We start from the raw sequence: 17,490 nt of genomic DNA on the forward strand, positions 1-17,490 counted from the left end.
GTAAGGCACTCCGCTGTGCGAAGGTTCCATGCCACCGGCTGAACTGGGCGGACGCGGCTGCTGCCGTGGTAAGCGTCCAACTCATCGACCCCCAGGGGCCATTGAGGGGCCACAAGGACAGGAACACATCGACAAGCACCACACAGGACTGACATGGGCTAGCACGTCTCACCTGCAAGAACGGCGTGAATCGGCACTGATCGGCAAGGGCTGCCAAGATCCTCAAAGGACTCATAATCCGTCGGCCGTGGGTTCGAGTCCCACCCACCCCACTCTGTAAGGCTCTGACCTGCGAAAACGTCTCATCGGGCGCTCGGATTCAGGGCTTTGACCCAACGGATTGAATCCGCTGCCCTTGAGTTCAACCTCGTTGCCGGCGTTCGTAGTTCGGACGGCTTTGACCAGCGCAGATTTGCGGGCGCTGGGCTCGCAGGGCCGGAGCGGTGAATGGGGCCGGTGCCGTGGGACAGGGGCAGGCCGGTGGCCCGGTGGCTGTGGGCGATGATCTCCGCGGTGATGGATATGGCTGTTTCCTCGGGGGTGTGGGCGCCGAGGTCGAGGCCGATCGGGGAGTTGAGGCGGGCGAGTTGTGCTGTCGTGACGCCGGCCTCGCGTAGCCGCTGGTCGCGGTCGTGGTGGGTGCGGCGGGAGCCCATCGCGCCGACGTATCCGACGGGGAGACTCAACGCCAGGGCGAGTACGGGGATGTCGAACTTGGCGTCGTGGGTGAGGACACAGAGTGCCGTACGGGCGTCCACCTCGGTGGCGGCGAGGTAGCGGTGGGGCCAGTCGACGACGACTTCGTCGGCGTGCGGGAAGCGGGCGGCGGTGGCGAAGACGGGGCGGGCGTCGCAGACGGTGACGCGGTAGCCGAGGAAGCTCCCGGCCTGGCTGAGGGCGGCGGCGAAGTCGACGGCTCCGAAGATCAGCATGCGGGGCGGGGCCGCGTGGGTGTGGACGAGGACCGAGAGCTTGGCGGGGCAGGTGTCGGGGTCTCCGCCGATGTCGATCACGGCGGTGAGTCCTGCTCTGAGCAGGGCACGGGCCTGCGCCACTACGGCTCGGTCCTCGTCCTCGCTGCCCAGGGTGCCGTCGTATGCACTGCCGTCGCCGAGGAGGGTGAGGGTGCGGCCGAGCAGTTCGGCGGGGCCGTCGACGATCTGGGCCAGGGCGGTGGGTCTGCCCCGTACTGCTTCGTCCAGGGCGGCGGTCAGGTGGGGCACGTCTGCCGGCTCGACGCGTTGGACCAGGACGTCGATCTCGCCGCCGCAGGTCAGGCCGACGGCGAAGGCGTCGTCGTCGGAGTAGCCGAACCGGGCCCGTGCCGCAGGACCGTCGCCCTGAAGCACCTGTTGGCACAGGTCGTAGACGGCTCCCTCCACGCAGCCTCCGGAGATGCTGCCGGCCACCTGGCCGTCGGCATCGACGGCGAGCGCGCTGCCGGGTGGCAGGGGTGCGCTGCCGCTGACCTGGACGACGGTGGCGAGGGCGAAGGGGCGGCCCTCTCGGCACCATGCGTACAGCGTGTCTGCGATGTTCAGCATGGAGGGGTCTTTCGTAGGGGACGGTTTGGGCGGGCCGCCGCTGTGTCTGACGCGGGAGAAGGTGACACGGCGGCGGCCCTGGTGCCCGGCGGCAGGCCGCTCACCTGCCGCCGGACGGTCGTAGGGGCGCCCAGGGGCACCCTGGTGTTCAGAGCAGGGCTTCGGCGGTGATGGGCAGTTCGCGGATGCGGCGGCCGGTGGCGTGGAAGACCGCGTTGGCGATGGCGGGCGCCACCCCGACCTGCACGATCTCTCCCAGGCCCTTGACGCCGATGGGGTCGACCTCGCGGTCGTCGCCGTCGAGATAGATCGCCTTCAGGTCGGGGATGTCGGCGTTGACGGGGACGAGGTAGTTGGCCAGGTCGGCGTTGACGATGCGGCCGTCGCGGTGGTCGATGACCGTGTGTTCCAGGAGTGCCTGGCCGATGCCGCCGACCATGCCGCCGAGGGCCTGGCTGTCGGCGAGTTCGGGGCTGATGATGCGGCCCGCGTCGTAGACGCCGAGCATCCGCCGTACCCGGACCAGACCCAGGCGGGCGTCGACCGCGACCTCGGCGAAGACCGCGGTGTAGGTGAACAGTGAGTGCCGTTCCGGCCCGGTTGGGCGGGTGAAGGAGCCCATTGTTTCGAGGCGGGTGAGGTTGTTGCGGGTCAGGAGTTGCCGGTAGGTCTCGCCGCGTGAGGGGTTGCCCTTGACGTACAGGCGGCCGGCGCTGACGACGACGGTGTCGGGGTCCGCGCCGTGCAGCGGCGACTTGTCGTCCTCGACGGCGAGCTTGATGGCCTGCTTCCGTAGTTTGTCGCAGCCGTCCTGGACGGCCGATCCGACGCTGGCCAGGGTCCAGGCGCCGGCGTGCGGCGGGGCGTACGGCATGAGGGAGTCGCCGAGACGGAAGGTCACCTTGCCCATGCGCAGGCCAAGGGCGTCCGCGGCGAGCTGGGTTTGGGAGGTGTAGGTGCCCGGGCCCATGTCGGTGGTCGCGGACTGGACCAGCGCGGTGCCGTCGGCGTCCAGCCTCACCGACGCCTGGGCGTCTTGGCGGCCGGCGTCGTAGACGCCGGCCGCCATGCCGGTGCCGATCAGCCAGTCGCCGTCCCGGGTGGTCCGCGGGCCGGGGTTGCGGCGGTGCCAGCCGAACTCGCGGGCGCCGACGGCGTAGCATTCGCGCAGCTTGCGGGTGGAGAACGGCAGCCCGCTGGACTCGTCCTCCTCGGGCTCGTTGCGCAGCCGCAGCTCGATCGGGTCGATGCCCACCTTGTGGGCGAGTTCGTCCATCGCCGACTCGATCGCGTAGCAGGCGGTGGCGTACCCGGGGCCGCGCATGAACAGCGGGGTGTGCACATCCAGCGGTACCGTCCGGTACTCCTGGCTGACGTTGGGCATGCTGTACAGCATCTGGCCCGGGACCATGGTGTACTCCAGGAACGTCTCGTAGCGAGACGTCTCTGCGCGTATGTCGTGGGTCATGGCCGTCAGGCGTCCGCGCCGGTCGCTGCCCAGGCGCACTCCGTACTCGTACGTCGGCCTGAAGCCCGTCCCGAAGAACATCTGCTTGCGCGTCAGGGAAAGTTTGACGGGGCGTCCCGTATCGCGGGCGGCGAGGGCCGCGATGATGACGTGCGGCCAGCCCCGCAGCCCGCTGCCGAACCCGCCGCCGACGAACGGCGAGATGACGCGCACCGACTCCGGCGCCATACCGAACACCGTGGCGAGTTCTGTCTGTGTGCCGACCACCCACTGGGTCTTGTCCCACACGGTGAGCTTCTCGCCGTCCCAGCGGGCGATGGTGGCGTGCGGCTCCATCGGGTTGTGGTTGTTGCGGGGGAGGCGGTAGGTCATTTCCATGCGTACGGGGGCCGAGGCCAGCGCCTTGTCCGTGTCGCCCCGTGCGTATTTCAGGGGCTCGTCGCCCGGTGCGCCGGCCATGTCGGTCGACGGCTGCTCGGCCTCGTAGGTCACCTTCACCAGGCCGGCGCCGTGCTGGGCGGCTTCCAGCGTGGTGGCCACCACGGCGGCGACCGGCTGTCCGTGGAAGTGGACCTTGTCGTCCTGGAAGACGTGCAGTCGCTCGCCCGCCATGCCGGCGAGCGGGTTGGGCAGGTAGGCCAGAACGGGAGCGTTGAGGTGGCTGAGCACCTTCAGGACGCCGGGCTGGGCGAGGGCGGCGCGGGTGTCGATGCCGGTGATGCGGCCCCGGCCGATGCTGCTGTCGACGATGACGGCGTGCACTACTCCGGCTATGTCGTGGTCGATGGCGTACTTCGCCTGCCCGGTGACTTTCAGCCGGCCGTCGACCCGGGAGAGCGGGGCGCCGACGGCTGTCTGCGGCTGCGGGCTCATGCGGTGCCTCCTACGATGCGCAGCTGGCGTTCGACGGTGCGTTTCAGGAGTTCGGTCTTGAAGCGGTTGTGCTCCAGAGGGCGGGCTCCGTCCGCCGCTCGTTCCGCGGCCTGGGTCCACAGGGATTTCGAAGGACGTTCGCCGATGAGGTGCCGCTCGACCGCGGGCAGCTTCCACGGCACGGTGCCGACGCCTCCGGCGGCCACCTTCGCCTCCCGGATCACTCCGGCGCGGATGTGCAGGGCCACGGCCGCGGAGGTCAGGGCGAACTCGTAGGACTGCCGGTCGCGGACTTTCAGATAGCCCGACTTCAGCGGGCGAGCAAGGGCAGGGATCTCCACGGCGGTGATCAACTCGCCTTTTCGCAAGGCCTGTTCACGATTCGGGGTACTGCCAGGTCGCAGCAGAAAGTCCGCGAACGCGACGCTGCGCTCCCCGTCCGGACCCAGCAGATGCACCCTCGCCTCCAGCGCGGCGAAGGCGACGGCGACGTCGGAGGGGTGCGTGGCCACGCAGTCGTCGGAGGTGCCGAGGATCGCGTGGGTGCGGTTGAAGCCTTCGAGCGCCGCACACCCCGAGCCCGGCTCGCGCTTGTTGCAGGCGGCCGTCACGTCACGGAAGTACGTGCACCGGGTGCGCTGCATGATGTTGCCGCCGATGGTGGCCATGTTGCGCAACTGGGCCGACGCGCTGAGTTCCAGAGCCTGGGAGATGACCGGGTGGAGAGTGCGGACCTTGGGGTGGGCGGCGGCCTCAGCCATCCGGACCAGGGCGCCGATACGCAGGCCCCCACGTTCGGTGACGGTCACGTCCCGCAGCGGCAGATCACTGATGTCGACCAGCGTCTCGGGGCGTTCGACGGTCTCGCGCATCAGGTCGACCAGGGTGGTGCCGCCGGCTATGTAGCGCCCGCCGCGCTGCCCGGCCGCGAGTGCGCTCCGGGTGTCTGCGGCCTTCGTGAAGGAGAAGGGATGCATGGTGGCCGGGCCTCATTTCCCGCGCGCGGTCTGCTCGACCGCCCGCACGATCTTCACGTAGCAGCCGCAGCGGCAGATGTTGCCGCTCATCCACTCCCGGATCTCCTCGTGCGAGCCGGTGTGGCCCTCCTCGATACAGCCGACGCCGGACATGATCTGACCCGGTGTGCAGAACCCGCACTGGAAGGCGTCAAGGTCGACGAACGCCCGCTGCAGCGGGTGCAGTTCGTCGCCGTCGGCCAGGCCCTCGATGGTGGTGACCTCGGCGCCGTCCAGGCGCACGGCCAGCGTCAGGCAGGAGTTGACCCGCCGCCCGTCGACCAGGACCGTGCAGGCGCCGCAGGCACCGGCGTTGCATCCCTTCTTCGTGCCGGGCAGGCCGAAGTGCTCACGCAGCAGGTCCAGCAGAGAGGTCCGGTTGTCGATCACGGTGGCGTGCCGCTTGCCGTTCACGGTCAGAGAGACACGGCCGCTGGGTGGTGCTTCGGCAGCGGACGCCTCCGCGGCGCCGGACAGGGAGGCTCCCGCGACCAGGCCGCCCGCCATCACGGTGCTGCCGACGGCGGTCGTCGTGGCGATGAACGTTCGTCGGGACGGGGCCGACGCAGCCCCGTCAGGGGGAGAACCGTATGACTCGGGAAGTTCGGTGGACATGGCCACTCTCTTCGGTCGGCGACAGTTTCGGTGATCGGACGGCCGGGCTGCCGTCTAGGCGTGCCCGCCCACCTTGGGGACCCTGGTGGGTTGGGGCTGGACCCCGCCCACGGTGTCGCGGCGCCGGCTGGGGGCCCTGTCGGGCGCTGTGGTCGGTCGCGCCGCGGCGGGAGGTGATCAGAGGTTCTCGTTGACCAGGCCGATGTACTCGCCCAGGTGGTACTGGACGTCGAGGCCCTTTTCAGCGGCCAGTGCGCCGAGCCCGACCACACGCGTGGCGAAAGCCGGCTGCGTCCGTGTGTCCGCGAACTCGCCGAAGGCGGCGACCAGGTCGGCGTCCGGCGGCAGTGTCGCCCGGTTGACCTGGGACTTCGCGGTCGCCAGTGCCTGCCGGTCGAAGGAGGCGAGACGGGTGACCGTCGCGTCCACGAAGGCGTCGAGCTCCGCGTCGGGCACGGTCCGGGTGACCCATCCCCAGCGTTCGGCGGTGTCGGCGTCGTAGTCGGCGCTGGTCAGGATCGCCTCCAGCGCGCGGTCGCGGCCGATGGCGCGCGGAAGCCGCTCGGCGCCGCCTCCGCCGGGGACCATGCCGATGCCGACCTCGGGCTGGCCGAAGAACGCCTTCTCCCGGCTGGCGTAGCGCAGGTCGCAGGCGAGGGCCAGCTCGTTGCCGGCGCCGCGGGTGCGGCCCCGGATGGCCGCGATGCTGATGAACGGAGCCTTGCTCAGCCGCAGGACCATGTCGGTCCAGACAGGGTTGTCGTCCTCGTGCTCGGGCTGGGGGAGGTCGGCGGCTGCGGCGCCGTCGTAGTGGTTGATGAAGAAGTCGGGGAGTTCGCTGCTGAAGACGACGACCTGGATGTCCGGGTCGTTCTCCAGCTCCTTGACGATCTTGTGCAGCGTCACGACGGACTCGGGAATCACCAGGTTCACGGGAGGATTCGTGAACGTGATCCTGGCGGTCCGCGGGGTCGTCCGCTCCAGGCGGATTGTGCTGGGCTCGCTCATGGCGTGGTTCCGTTTCGTAGAGGGTTGCCTGGCCGTGGTCGCGTCCGACGACGACGGAGCTGTTGCGCCTGGTGGGGGTGCGGGTGCCGCCGCTTTGTCCGTCGGAGCGACATCGGCTGCGGTAGGCCCGCCTGCACCTGTGTGGCATGTTGTGCGCGCCGTTCGAGCTGATGACGAGCACGGTTTCCTCAAGTCAGGGGTGTGCGGGGTTCAGAAGGCGGCCGGGGCGGCGGTCGAGAGGTCGGCAGTCGGGCCGTCGGCCTTGGACCGGCGGGGCATCAGGAACGCGAGTGCCGCGGCCAGGGCGACCGCACCGGCTCCGGCCCACAGCGCCGGGACCAGACCGTCGACGAATCGCGTAGCGGACTCGTAGCCGCCCTGGGCGGAGAACACGGCGGCCAGGGCGGCGACGCCGATGGCGCCGCCGACCTCACGGATGGCGTTGTTGGCACCGGAGGCGATGCCCTCTTCCTCGGGGCGGACGGTGCTCATGACGAGGTTCGCGGACGGGGCGAAGAACATTCCCATGCCGATTCCGCAGACGATCAGGGCCGGCAGCAGGGAGGTATACGCCACGTCGGGTTCGACAGCCAGCGCCCAGAGCCCCAGCCCCACGGCGTTGAGGGCCATCCCCACCGCGACGACCGGTTGGCCGCCGATGCGGTCGGAGAGCGCGCCTGCCAGCGGCCCGGCGATCATGGGCATGGCGGTCCAGGGCAGCATGCGCACGCCTGCCTCCATCGGCGAGTAGCCGCCGACGGTCTGGAGGTACTGGCTGAGGAGGAAGATCGACCCGAACATGCCGAGGAACATCAGCAGGCTGGCCGCGTTGATGGCGCTGAACGAACGGTGGCGGAAGAGCCGCATCGGCAGCATCGGGTGTTTGGCACGCTGTTCCCACAGGACGAAGCCGACCAGCAGGGCGGTACCGGCGAAGAAGCCGGCCAGGACCGGGGTGCTGGTCCAGCCGTCGATGTTGCCGCGTATCAGGGCGTAGACGATGCCGAACAGGCCGCCGCTGGCCAGGACCGTGCCGCCGAGGTCGAGCCTCGGGTTCGGGCCGTGGCTCTCGTTCAGGCGCAGCAGGGCGAGCGGGATCAGTGCCAGGCCGAGCGGGACGTTGACCCAGAAGATCCACTGCCAGGAGAGGTGTTCGGTGAGCGTGCCACCGATGAGCGGTCCGGTGGCGACGGCGATGCCGCTGGCCGCGCCCCAGACGCCGAAGGCCACGCCACGCCGCTCGGCCGGGACGGCGGCCGACAGCAGGGTGAGTGTCAGGGGCGTCACGATCGCGGCACCGACGCCCTGCGCCGCTCGGGCGGCGATGAGCTCGTTCATCCCCGGTGCGAGCGCGGCCGCGGCGGAAGCGGCGGTGAAGATGCCCAGCCCGAGGACGAACAGCCGTCGCCGCCCGAACCGGTCACCCAGCGAGGCGCCGAACATCAGCAGGACCGCGAAGGTGAGGGTGTAGGCGCTCACCGTCCATTCGAGGTCCTCAAGTCCGCCACCGAGGTCCTCACGGATCGAGGGCAGGGCGGTCGTGACGATCAGGTTGTCCAGCGCGGTGATGAACCCGGCCACGCTGGTGATGGCCACGGCCCAGACGGCGGAGCCGCTCCGGGCGGGCCGCTGGTGTTGCTGCTGTGACATGACTGTCCTATGTCAGACGGAATGAGTGACAGATCAACAGAGGGCATGGCCGTCGCCATGTCGTCCTCCTGCGGTGGGGCGCGCGCAGCGATCGCGCCCGACGCTACGGGCGGTCCGCTGGAAGCGGATCTGTCACCTCATCTGTCAAGGGATCGCCAGGCGGCGGTGAACGGGCGGTGTCGTGAGTAGCCCCGGGCTGCAGCGGGCCCTTAATATTTCAAACAAATGAACCTGTATGGACGGCGCCAGGAGCAGGAAGCCCTCGACCGGCGCCTTGACGCCGCTCGTCAAGGCGCCGGGGCGGCTCTGATGGTGTGGGGCGAACCCGGTATCGGCAAGACCGCCCTGCTCGATCACGTGGCCGAAGCAGCTGGTGGAGACTTCACCGTCCTGAGATGCCGGGGTACCCGTCTGGAGTCGGGGGTGGCGTTCGCCGGCCTGCACGAACTGCTGTGGCCGGTGACGGACCGGATCAGCACACTCCCCGAGCCGCAGGCCAACGCCTTGAACGGGGCGCTCGGCATCAGCGGTGACGTGGCGGACCCGTTCCTGATCAGCGTGGCCGTACTGACGCTCGTCGGCGAGCTGGCCGGGGAACGGCCGGTGCTGATCGCCGTCGACGACGCCCAGTGGCTGGACGAGCCCTCCGCGCAGTGCCTGGCCTTCGTTGCCCGCCGACTGCGCGACGAGCCCGTGGCCATGCTCCTGACCGGACACGACGATCCCGTCGAGGGACCGTGGGAGGAACTGGCGGCGATGGAGGTCCGTGGGCTGGGCGACGAGGATGCCCGGCTGCTCGCCGGTGCCGTCGCTCCGCACGCGGACGAGGCGGTGATCCGCCGCACGGTCCGCGTGGCGGCCGGCAATCCGCTCGCGCTCCAGGAACTGCCCACGTCCATGGCGGCGGGCGATATCTCGGCGCACCCTCTCGCCGGTGAGCAGATCGCCGTCGGGCCCCGTCTGCGCCGTGCCTTCCGTGCCCGCATCGAGAGGTTGTCCGCGCCCGCCCGCACCGCGCTTCTTCTCATCGCCGCCGATGACCGCAGCGACCGGAACACCATGTGCCAGGCGAATCTTGTGCTCGGCCTCGACTCGGTCGCGTGGGACGAGGCGATGCACTCGGGCCTGCTGACCACGCGTTCGGACGGTCGTATCCGCCTCCGCCACCAGCTGATGGGGGCGGTGGTCTACGAGGAGGCACCGGCCGCGGACCGGCAGGCGGTTCATCGCGCGCTCGCCTCCGTGCTGACCGGTGAGAACGCCGACGAGTTGCGCCCGTGGCACCTTGCCGCGGCTGTGGAAGCCGCGGGCGGACCCGACGGGGAGGTGGCGCGGCTGCTGGAGGAGTCGGCCGATCGCTCCTGGGCACGCGGCGGCTGTGCCACGGCCGGCCGTGCCCTGCGGCGCGCGGCGGCGCTGTCCCCCTCCACGGACGACGCGGCCAGGCGGCTGGCTCGCGGAGCGAAGGCGGCCTGGGAGGCCGGCCAGGCCGATATGGCGCGGGACATGCTGGCGCGGGCCGAACGGATCTCCTCCGAAGCCAAGGTCGCGGACCTCAGTGAGGGGTTGCGCGGGCTGATCGAGTTCACGCACGGCCATCTCGAGATCGCCTGCCGTCGGCTTGCCCGGGACATGGAGCGGGTGGCCGATCCCGGACAGGCGTTCAGGCTCGGCAGCATGGCGCTGTGGTCGGCGTGGGCGGTCGGGCACGGCGAACTGCAGCACGAGACGCTCCACCGGCTCGAGCGGCGGCTCTCACAGGGGGACTTCCCGAACGCCGGTCTGCTGTTGTTGCTGCGCGCATGGTGGACGGAGGAGCGGGACCGCGGCACCGGTGACCGGGACCAGATGGTGGCTCTCGGCGGTGAGGGCTTCAACCGGCTCAGCGGCAGTTCCTGGCTTCTGATGCCACCGGCACCGCTGGGGATGGCCTGGGGCATCGAGCACGTCCTTGGAGAGGGCCTCCACCGCGAGATCGACCAGCTGCGGCACACCGACCAGGTGACGGCCCTGACCCAGGCGCTGGCCCAGACCGTGACGGTGGACATCGCGCGAGGATCCTGGGCCTTGGCCGAGGCGAATGCCATCGAGGGACTCCGAGTGGCGGAGGAGATCGGCGACGACAAATCGGCGTCGCAGTACCGCAGCGGTCTCGGATGGCTGGCAGCCGCGCGAGGCGATGAGCGGAGCGTCGCGGACCATGCCGCCCGGACCGTCGAGCTTTGGGGGCCGCGCGGAGTGCGCGTCTTCAGCGCGGCCGCGCAGTGGAGCCTCGGTATGTCGGCGCTCTTCGCCGGCCGGGCCGAGGAGGCTGTGGGCCGCTTGGTCCGGCTGACCGAGGACGGCCACCACGCGGCGCACCCCACCATCGCGATGCTGGCCGCGCCGGACACCGCTGAGGCCGCGGTCCAGGCCGGGCAGCGGGCGACGGCCGAGGAACAGGCGCGGTTGCTGCTCCGGTGGGCCGAGCGGTCCAACGCGCCCTGGGCGGTCTCCGCGCTGCACCTCGTCCGTGCCCTGCTGGAGTCCGGAGCGGAGGCGGAGAAGAACTTCCGGCTCGCGCTGGATGTCCCCGGAGCCCAGTCGCGGCCCTTCGCCTACGCCCGCACCCGCCTGCTGTACGGCGAGTGGCTGCGTCGGGCCCGCCGTCGTACCGACGCCCGGGCACAGCTGGCGGAAGCCGCGGAAACCTTCCGGCGACTCGACGCGGCGCCCCTGCTCGCCCGGACCCGGGCCGAACAGGAGCTGAGCGGGCAGCAACCGCGCCGCGACTCGGCACCGGGCCGGGACGCCGCAACGGTCCTGACCGCGCAGGAGTCGCGAGTCGTACGGCTGGACGCGGAGGGACTCACCAACCGGGAGATCGGGGCACAGCTGCTGATCAGTCCTCGTACGGTGGGCTATCACCTGGCCAACGTGTTCCCCAAGCTCGGCATCAACTCGCGCGCCGACCTCGAGAGCGTCGATTTCGGGGACGGGCTCGTCTGATGGACTGACCGGCGGTCTCTCGGGACCGGCTGAGCGGCGGCTGATGCCCGGCGTCGGCCGCATTTTGGCGGGTGGTGTCGGGCACACCACCGCTGACCGATACGGCCACCGATGTCAATGCCTCGGTCAGTGCGGTCCCCCTGGGCGGCGGTCGAGCCGGCCCGCTCGATCCCCCACCACCAGCAATCGCGCGGTCGAAGAGTGGCTGAGGGCGGATCGGGAGGCGCCGCGCAAGCGGCGGCACACCGCCACGCGGATCGGTACGCGGCTGGAGCAGGAGATGCCAGTGCCGCGCTGCGCGGGGTGCACGCGGTGAGTTCGAGCAGGCCGCGGCGGCGCATGACGCGGAGAAGCGTGCGCGACGCGAGACCTTCGAGTGATCACGTATCTGATGGACACCTCGGCTCTGTGGCACCTGTTTCGCACCCCAGGTGCGTTGCGTCCCTGGGAGGGACACATTGCCGCTGGGGTGTTCCACCTCTGCGAGCCGACACGTGCCGAATTTCTCTACTCGGCAACCAGCCCGTCCCATCGGGATGAGTTCGCAGAGGAACTGGACGCGCTCTGCTTGCTCTCTCCGGTTCCGAAGAACGCCTGGCGTTGGGTCGGCACCGCCCAGTACAAACTGACCCAGCGGGGCCGGCATCGGGTGGCTGGAGCGATCGATCTGTTGGTGTGTGCGACAGCTGTACACCATGGGCACACCGTTCTCCACGTGGACAATGACTTCGCTGCGGTGGCCGGAGTCCTCAAAGAAGTTCAGCAGCGAGACGTACGAGCCTGACCTCCTGAGACACATTCACTGGTGTCAGCCCCGCTGGCCTCTCGTTGATCGACGGCCACATCATCGTCCTAGGACAGTGAACCTGGTCGGTCGGCCGAGCGCAGCTGTCGCACCGCCCAGATCCGCGAGCCGGGTTGGCAGTGCTGCGCTGAACTTGAGGGTCGCGCTCGACGGTGCGGAGGTCCTGTCCGGCAGCAACGACCGCGGTGTCGACCACATCCTCGACTCCACCCCCCACAACAATCCTCCGCTGCGGGGCATCGACGTAGAAGTGGGCCCCGAACCGCTCCGACTGTCCGTCCGGGGCGATCTGGGTGTGATCGAGGGTTGCGGTCTTGGCCGCTTCGTCACCGCCCAGCTGCGTCACGCCGCGCCCGGACCGACGCCGTACGGGGAGATCGCCGAGGCCGCCGCCGCGGCTGAGGCGGCCGATGTGGCCGTGGTCGTGGTGGGCATCAACAAGGAGGTCGAGTCCGAGGGCTGGGACCGCACTGGGCGGGACCGCACTGGGTTGGACCTGCCGGCACCTGGGGACGAGTTGGTGCGCAAGTGCGGGCCGCCAGACCGCGCACGATCGTGGTCGTCGACGCGGACGCCCCGACATTGCTGCCCTGGGCTGGTCAGCGGCCCGGTCGCGGACGGCCTTGTGGAACCGGAGCGCGCGGTCTGTATCCAGGTCTGGCGGTCCGTCCCCAGAGATAACGCCCCCTCTCAATCCGCCAGGGCCTCTCCGGTGTCAATCCCCGCCGACCGGAGGGGCCCTGGCTCACTGGACAACGGGCAGCTGCAAACCCTGTCCACAGATAGAGGTCACGCGATCGCCGGAATACCGCAGCGGCGCTCACAGCCAGGCCGCAGGCCGCAGGAGTCAGGACCTGCGGCCTGCGCCGTCCGGCAGCCCGCCGGAACTCTCCTGCTCGCGGTGGAGAGCTGGTGGCGGGGCTGTGGTTCCTCGTGGGATCAGGTGCGTGGGCAGGACTATGTGCCGGCCGCGGTCCGCCTCGGGGTCGTTGATGAGTTCCAATGCCAGTTCGGCAGCGGCGCGGCCCATGTCGGACGGGGACTGGGCCACGGTGGACAGGTCGAGCCACTCGGCCATCAGCTGGTCGTCGAAGCCGAGGACGGAGATCCGTTCCGGCACCTCGATCTGTACGGTGCGCAGGCTCAGAATGAGGGAGGCGGCGAGTTCATCCTGCTCCGCGAAGATCGCGGTGGGCGGCTCGCGCAGGCTCAGCAGGTTTCCCACCGCCTGGGTGGTGCCGCGTTTGTCGCGGGGCGGGGTGGTGACGATGAGGTCGTCGTCCAGGGGGATGCCCGCCTCGGTGAGCGCCTGCTGGTAGCCGAGGAGGCGCTCGCGTGAGCTGAAGCTGAAGCCGCGGGCGTTGGTGGTGTGGGCGAAGGCGATCCGGCGGTGTCCCAGGTTGATCAAGTGGCGGGTGGCTTTGCAGGCGCCGGCGACGTCGTCGACGTAGACGCTGGGGCGGCCCTCGACGTGCTGGCTGATGTAGATGACCGGCATGCCGAGATCGTCCAGCCGGGCGGTCTCGTCCTTGGTCAGGTCGAAGCAGAAGACCAGCAGCGCGTCCGCGTTGCGCCGGGCCGGCAGACGCTGGAAGAACTCGGCCCGCTCGGCCAGATCCGGGACCACGTAGACGGTCATCTCCATGCCCGCGCCCCGCAGCAGCGGGCCCAGGCTGGACAGCGCCGCTCCCATGAACCACGAGTCGAGCGTGGGCACCAGCACCGCCATGACGCCGGTCCGGCCAGTCACCAGACTCGATGCCTGCCGCGAGACCGCGAAGTTCAGCTCACGGGCGGCCTGCTCGACCCGGGCACGGACCTCGGGCGAGACAGATGTCAGGCCACGCATGGTGCGCGAGACGGTGGACGGGGAGACCCCCGCGCGTTCGGCGACGTCGGCCAACGTGGGGTGCCGCTGAGCTGGTGACATGAGCGGAAGCTAGCACAGATTTACCCCTCAGCGGGAGCCCTCGTGACAGCGCTGTCACGACCAGATCTCAGGGCTGAATGACCGATACATCCCAAGAAGAAGAGGGTGCTGGCCACGTAGATCATGGGTGCTACCGCGACGTTACGCATTGACTTCCGTCGAGTGCACTCCTACGGTGCAAGCGTTGTCACAACGGAGTCGAAGTCGTCGCCGTGGTTCCACCACTCACGGCTTTGACCTGCTCTTTTGATCTACAAGACGCGATGACAGCACAGTCTCGTATCAGAGCCGTCTCATAGTCATCTCGGTAGCTGCTCCCTACAGGGCGCCCGCGCCGAGGCTTCGGTTCCGCACGTCCAGGAGAGACAGTGAACGCCAGAACCAGCAGAGTCCTTCAGTGCTCGGCCGGGCTTGTCGCCGCCGGGCTTGTCCTCACCGCCTGCGGCTCCTCCGATGACAGCAGTTCGTCGGGGGCCTCGAAGAGCCCGTCGTTCTCGGGCCGTGGCCCGATCACGTTCGCGGCCGCCAAGGACAGCTCCGGCGTCGTCCAGAAGGTCATCGACGGCTGGAACAAGCAGCACCCGAAGGAGAAGGTCACCTTCGTGCAGCTGCCGTCGGATGTGAACCAGCAGCGCCAGCAGATGATCCAGAACGCCGAGACGAAGTCCGACGCCTACACGGTGCTCTCCCTGGATGCGGTGTGGACCTCGGAGTTCGCCGCTCACCAGTGGATCGACCAGCTGCCAGCCGCGCAGTTCCCGCTGGACAAGATGCTCAAGCCGGTGGTGGAGACGACCAAGTACCGAGACAACCTGTACGCGGTCCCGCAGTCCTCCGACGGAGGCATGCTGTACTACCGCTCCGACCTGCTGAAGAAGGCCGGCGTCAGCGCCGCCCCGACCACGTGGGCGGAAATGCGGGCGGCCTGCGCCAAGGTCGAGAAGCTGCCCGAGGCCAAGGGCATGTCCTGCTACGCCGGCCAGTTCCAGAAGTACGAGGGCCTCACCGTCAACTTCTCCGAGGCCGTGAACTCCGCCGGCGGAGTCGTCACCGACGCGGGCGGCAAGCCGGACGTCGACACACCCGCGGCGAAGAAGGGCCTGGACTTCCTGGTCGACTCCTTCAAGGACGGCACCATCCCGAAGGAGGCCATCACCTACCAGGAGGAGGAAGGCCGCCAGGCGTTCCAGTCCGGCAAGCTGATCTTCCTGCGCAACTGGCCGTACGTGTACTCGCTGGCCGAGAAGAGCGAGGTCGCGGGCAAGTTCGCGGTCGCGCCGCTGCCCGGCCTGACCGGAGCCGGCTCCTCCACCCTGGGCGGCCACAACGTGGCCCTGTCCTCCTTCGCCAAGAACAAGGCCACGGCGCTGGACTTCATCAAGTACTTCACCAACCACGACAGCGCGACCACGTTCCTCAAGGAGGGCTCGGCCGCTCCGCCGTACGCGGACCTGTACGACGACCAGACGCTGGCCAAGCAGTACCCGTACCTGCCGGTGCTGAAGAAGTCGATCCTCAACGCGGTGCCGCGCCCGAGGGTGGTCCAGTACGGCGACGTGTCCTCGGCGATCCAGCAGGAGGCGTACGCGGCCCTGAACGGCGACAAGTCCAGCACACAGGCGCTGAAAGACCTGCAGGACGCCCTGCAGAAGCTCTCGGCGCAGTGAGAAGGAGGCTCGTGGTGGCCACTCGGACCCCACCTGAGACGGCCGCGGACCGGCCGCCCGGACCGGCATCAGGCCGGGCCGGGCGGCCCCCCGCGCCGGAGAAAGCCCGGCGCGGCCGGAAGTCGGCCACAGCGGGTACCGGCCGGATGGCGGCCCTGCTGGTGTCTCCGACCCTGCTCGTGCTGACCGTCGTCGTGCTGTACCCGACGATCATGGCGCTGCGGGAATCGCTGTACGGGACCAAGGGTCTGGACCCGAAGACCGGCTTCATCAGCGACACCGAGCCGTTCGTCGGGCTGCAGAACTACACCGACATCTTCGGCGAGGCCGGAGAGCGATTCTGGAACGCCTTTTGGAACACCACCTTCTTCACCGTTGTCACCGTGGGGCTGGAGACGGTGATCGGTGTCGCGATGGCACTGATCATGCACAAGGCGTTCAGCGGGCGGGCCCTGATCCGTGCGAGCATTCTGATTCCCTGGGCCGTGCCCACGGCCATCTCCGGCCTGCTGTGGCGGTGGATCTTCAACAGTGACGGTATCGCCAACGCCCTGATCGGGCACCAGGTCCTGTGGACCACCGAGGGCTTCCACGCCAAGGTCGCCGTCATCATCGCCGAGGTGTGGAAGACCGCCCCCTTCATCGGGTTGCTGGTCCTGGCCGGCCTGCAGGTGATCCCGAAGGAGGTCTACGAGGCGGCCCGCATGGACGGGGCGAGCCCGCCGCGCCAGTTCTGGCACATCACGTTGCCGCTGGTGAAGCCCGCCCTGCTGGTGGCAGTGCTCTTCCGCTGTCTGGACGCGCTGCGGATGTTCGACCTGCCCTACCTCCTCGTCGGCGCGCAGAAGAGTTCGGTGGAGACCCTGTCGATGCTCGCGCAGAACGAGGCGTCCAATGTCCGCTTCGGACCGGCCGCCGCCTATGCGGTCGTCCTCTTCGTTTACGTCCTTCTCATCGCGCTCGGTTTCGTGCGGCTGCTGGGCGCGGACGTCGTCGGCGACGCGGGCGGTCCGGGCAGGAAGAAGCGCCGATGGGCCTCGAAGCGGAACCGTGTGGAGGTGTCGGCATGACCGCGACGGTGAAATGGCGAACCTGGCTGCTCTACCTGGGAGTTGCCGCAGTGGTGGCCTACTGCCTGGCCCCCTTCTACTGGATGCTGGTCTCCAGCCTGCGCCGCACCTCGGACATCTTCGACACCTCGCTGCTGCCCGCCCCGGTGTCGTTCGAGAACTACCGTGCCGTCTTCAGCCCCTCCCAGGGCTTCGGCCGCGCCCTGCTCAACAGCCTGATCGTCGCCGGCACGACCACCGTCCTGGCGCTGCTGCTGGCCACGTTCACCGCCTACGCGATGGCGCGGCTGGAGTTCCGCTTCAAGCGGCTGATCCTCACCCTGATCATCGCGACCTCGATGTTCCCGGTCGTGTCGATCCTGGTCCCGCTGCTGAAGCTGTTCACCGACATCGGCTGGATCAACACCTACCAGGCGATGATCGTGCCCAGCATGTCGTTCGTGCTGCCGCTCGCGGTGTGGAACCTGACCACGTTCTTCCGGCAGATGCCCGACGAACTGGAGCAGGCGGCGATGATCGACGGCTGCACCCGCGGCCAGGCGTTCCGCAAGATCATCATCCCGCTCGCCGCACCGGGCATCTTCACCACCGCGATCATCATCTTCATCGCCGCCTGGAACGAGTTCCTCATCGCCCTGTCGATGACGAACCGGCCCAGCATCCAGACCGCGCCGGTCGCCATCTCCAAGTTCGCCGGCGCCAGCCAGTTCGACACCCCGTTCGGCAGCCAGATGGCAGCAGGCGTCCTGGTCACCATCCCCCTGGTGATCATGGTGCTGCTCTTCCAGCGCGGCATCGTCGCCGGACTCACCGCGGGCGCGGCCAAGTAACCCCCGGCCGCCGCATCGCACTTTCC

General features: G+C 69.2%; 12 protein-coding genes. 5 read left to right on the plus strand and 7 right to left on the minus strand.

Annotated features, from left to right (window positions below):
* Window positions 1–302 precede the first annotated feature (302 nt).
* The 6 genes from AQJ46_RS11820 to AQJ46_RS11845 all read right to left on the minus strand — a co-directional run bounded on the left by AQJ46_RS11820 (window position 303) and on the right by AQJ46_RS11845 (window position 8,174).
* Window positions 303–1,544: an XdhC family protein gene (locus AQJ46_RS11820; RefSeq protein ID WP_079072221.1), complete on the minus strand. Its 1,242-nt coding sequence runs from the start codon at window positions 1,542–1,544 to the stop codon at window positions 303–305.
* Window positions 1,545–1,692: 148 nt separating this feature from the next.
* Window positions 1,693–3,885, minus strand: coding sequence for a xanthine dehydrogenase family protein molybdopterin-binding subunit (locus AQJ46_RS11825; RefSeq protein WP_059205508.1), 2,193 nt, complete (start codon window positions 3,883–3,885; stop codon window positions 1,693–1,695).
* Window positions 3,882–4,862, minus strand: coding sequence for an FAD binding domain-containing protein (locus tag AQJ46_RS11830; RefSeq protein ID WP_059205509.1), 981 nt, complete (start codon window positions 4,860–4,862; stop codon window positions 3,882–3,884). Before AQJ46_RS11830 ends, AQJ46_RS11825 begins: the two co-directional genes overlap by 4 nt.
* A 12-nt stretch (window positions 4,863–4,874) precedes the next feature.
* Entirely contained in the window at window positions 4,875–5,516 is a 642-nt protein-coding gene (locus AQJ46_RS11835) for a (2Fe-2S)-binding protein (protein WP_059205510.1), read from the minus strand.
* 177 nt (window positions 5,517–5,693) lie between these two features.
* Window positions 5,694–6,524, minus strand: a complete 831-nt coding sequence (locus AQJ46_RS11840; protein WP_059205511.1) for an enoyl-CoA hydratase/isomerase family protein — start codon at window positions 6,522–6,524, stop codon at window positions 5,694–5,696.
* A 210-nt stretch (window positions 6,525–6,734) separates the two neighbouring features.
* Window positions 6,735–8,174 (minus strand): DHA2 family efflux MFS transporter permease subunit, encoded by a 1,440-nt coding sequence (locus AQJ46_RS11845; protein WP_059205512.1) that lies wholly within the window; start codon window positions 8,172–8,174, stop codon window positions 6,735–6,737.
* 225 nt (window positions 8,175–8,399) lie between these two features.
* Here AQJ46_RS11845 and AQJ46_RS11850 point away from each other — a divergent pair, with 225 nt between their 5' ends.
* Both AQJ46_RS11850 and AQJ46_RS52050 read left to right on the plus strand, forming a co-directional pair.
* The gene (locus AQJ46_RS11850) at window positions 8,400–11,162 is read left to right on the plus strand and encodes an AAA family ATPase (RefSeq protein WP_063803794.1); all 2,763 of its coding nucleotides are present in this window, start codon (window positions 8,400–8,402) and stop codon (window positions 11,160–11,162) included.
* Window positions 11,163–11,538: 376 nt separating this feature from the next.
* Window positions 11,539–11,946, plus strand: a complete 408-nt coding sequence (locus AQJ46_RS52050) for a PIN domain nuclease (RefSeq protein ID WP_079072222.1) — start codon at window positions 11,539–11,541, stop codon at window positions 11,944–11,946.
* A gap of 868 nt (window positions 11,947–12,814) precedes the next feature.
* On the opposite strand, the gene AQJ46_RS11855 is transcribed toward AQJ46_RS52050, so the two are convergent.
* Window positions 12,815–13,897, minus strand: coding sequence for a LacI family DNA-binding transcriptional regulator (locus AQJ46_RS11855; protein WP_318656716.1), 1,083 nt, complete (start codon window positions 13,895–13,897; stop codon window positions 12,815–12,817).
* Between the two features lie 368 nt (window positions 13,898–14,265).
* Between AQJ46_RS11855 and AQJ46_RS11860 the strand changes: the two genes are divergently transcribed.
* The 3 genes from AQJ46_RS11860 (at window position 14,266) to AQJ46_RS11870 (ending at window position 17,464) form a co-directional block, all read left to right on the plus strand.
* Window positions 14,266–15,564 (plus strand): ABC transporter substrate-binding protein, encoded by a 1,299-nt coding sequence (locus AQJ46_RS11860; RefSeq protein WP_059205515.1) that lies wholly within the window; start codon window positions 14,266–14,268, stop codon window positions 15,562–15,564.
* Window positions 15,565–15,710: 146 nt separating this feature from the next.
* A complete protein-coding gene (locus AQJ46_RS11865) occupies window positions 15,711–16,634 on the plus strand; it encodes a carbohydrate ABC transporter permease (RefSeq protein ID WP_079072223.1) in 924 nt (307 codons plus the stop codon).
* Complete coding sequence (locus AQJ46_RS11870) at window positions 16,631–17,464, plus strand: carbohydrate ABC transporter permease (protein WP_059205517.1); 834 nt, start codon at window positions 16,631–16,633, stop codon at window positions 17,462–17,464. The genes AQJ46_RS11865 and AQJ46_RS11870 overlap by 4 nt, the downstream gene beginning before the upstream one ends.
* Window positions 17,465–17,490: the final 26 nt, after the last annotated feature.

The sequence above is a fragment of the Streptomyces canus genome, from assembly GCF_001514145.1.
Lineage (GTDB): Bacteria > Actinomycetota > Actinomycetes > Streptomycetales > Streptomycetaceae > Streptomyces > Streptomyces canus.

Excerpts from the sequence above, each read along its gene's own strand:
- AQJ46_RS11830 (WP_059205509.1), bottom strand. The coding sequence starts at position 4,862 with ATGCATCCCTTCTCCTTCACGAAGGCCGCAGACACCCGGAGCGCACTC.
- AQJ46_RS11845 (WP_059205512.1), bottom strand. The coding sequence starts at position 8,174 with ATGTCACAGCAGCAACACCAGCGGCCCGCCCGGAGCGGCTCCGCCGTC.
- AQJ46_RS11850 (WP_063803794.1), top strand. The coding sequence starts at position 8,400 with ATGAACCTGTATGGACGGCGCCAGGAGCAGGAAGCCCTCGACCGGCGC.
- AQJ46_RS11835 (WP_059205510.1), bottom strand. The coding sequence starts at position 5,516 with ATGTCCACCGAACTTCCCGAGTCATACGGTTCTCCCCCTGACGGGGCT.
- AQJ46_RS11855 (WP_318656716.1), bottom strand. The coding sequence starts at position 13,897 with ATGTCACCAGCTCAGCGGCACCCCACGTTGGCCGACGTCGCCGAACGC.
- AQJ46_RS11865 (WP_079072223.1), top strand. The coding sequence starts at position 15,711 with ATGGCGGCCCTGCTGGTGTCTCCGACCCTGCTCGTGCTGACCGTCGTC.
- AQJ46_RS11825 (WP_059205508.1), bottom strand. The coding sequence starts at position 3,885 with ATGAGCCCGCAGCCGCAGACAGCCGTCGGCGCCCCGCTCTCCCGGGTC.
- AQJ46_RS11840 (WP_059205511.1), bottom strand. The coding sequence starts at position 6,524 with ATGAGCGAGCCCAGCACAATCCGCCTGGAGCGGACGACCCCGCGGACC.
- AQJ46_RS11870 (WP_059205517.1), top strand. The coding sequence starts at position 16,631 with ATGACCGCGACGGTGAAATGGCGAACCTGGCTGCTCTACCTGGGAGTT.
- AQJ46_RS11820 (WP_079072221.1), bottom strand. The coding sequence starts at position 1,544 with ATGCTGAACATCGCAGACACGCTGTACGCATGGTGCCGAGAGGGCCGC.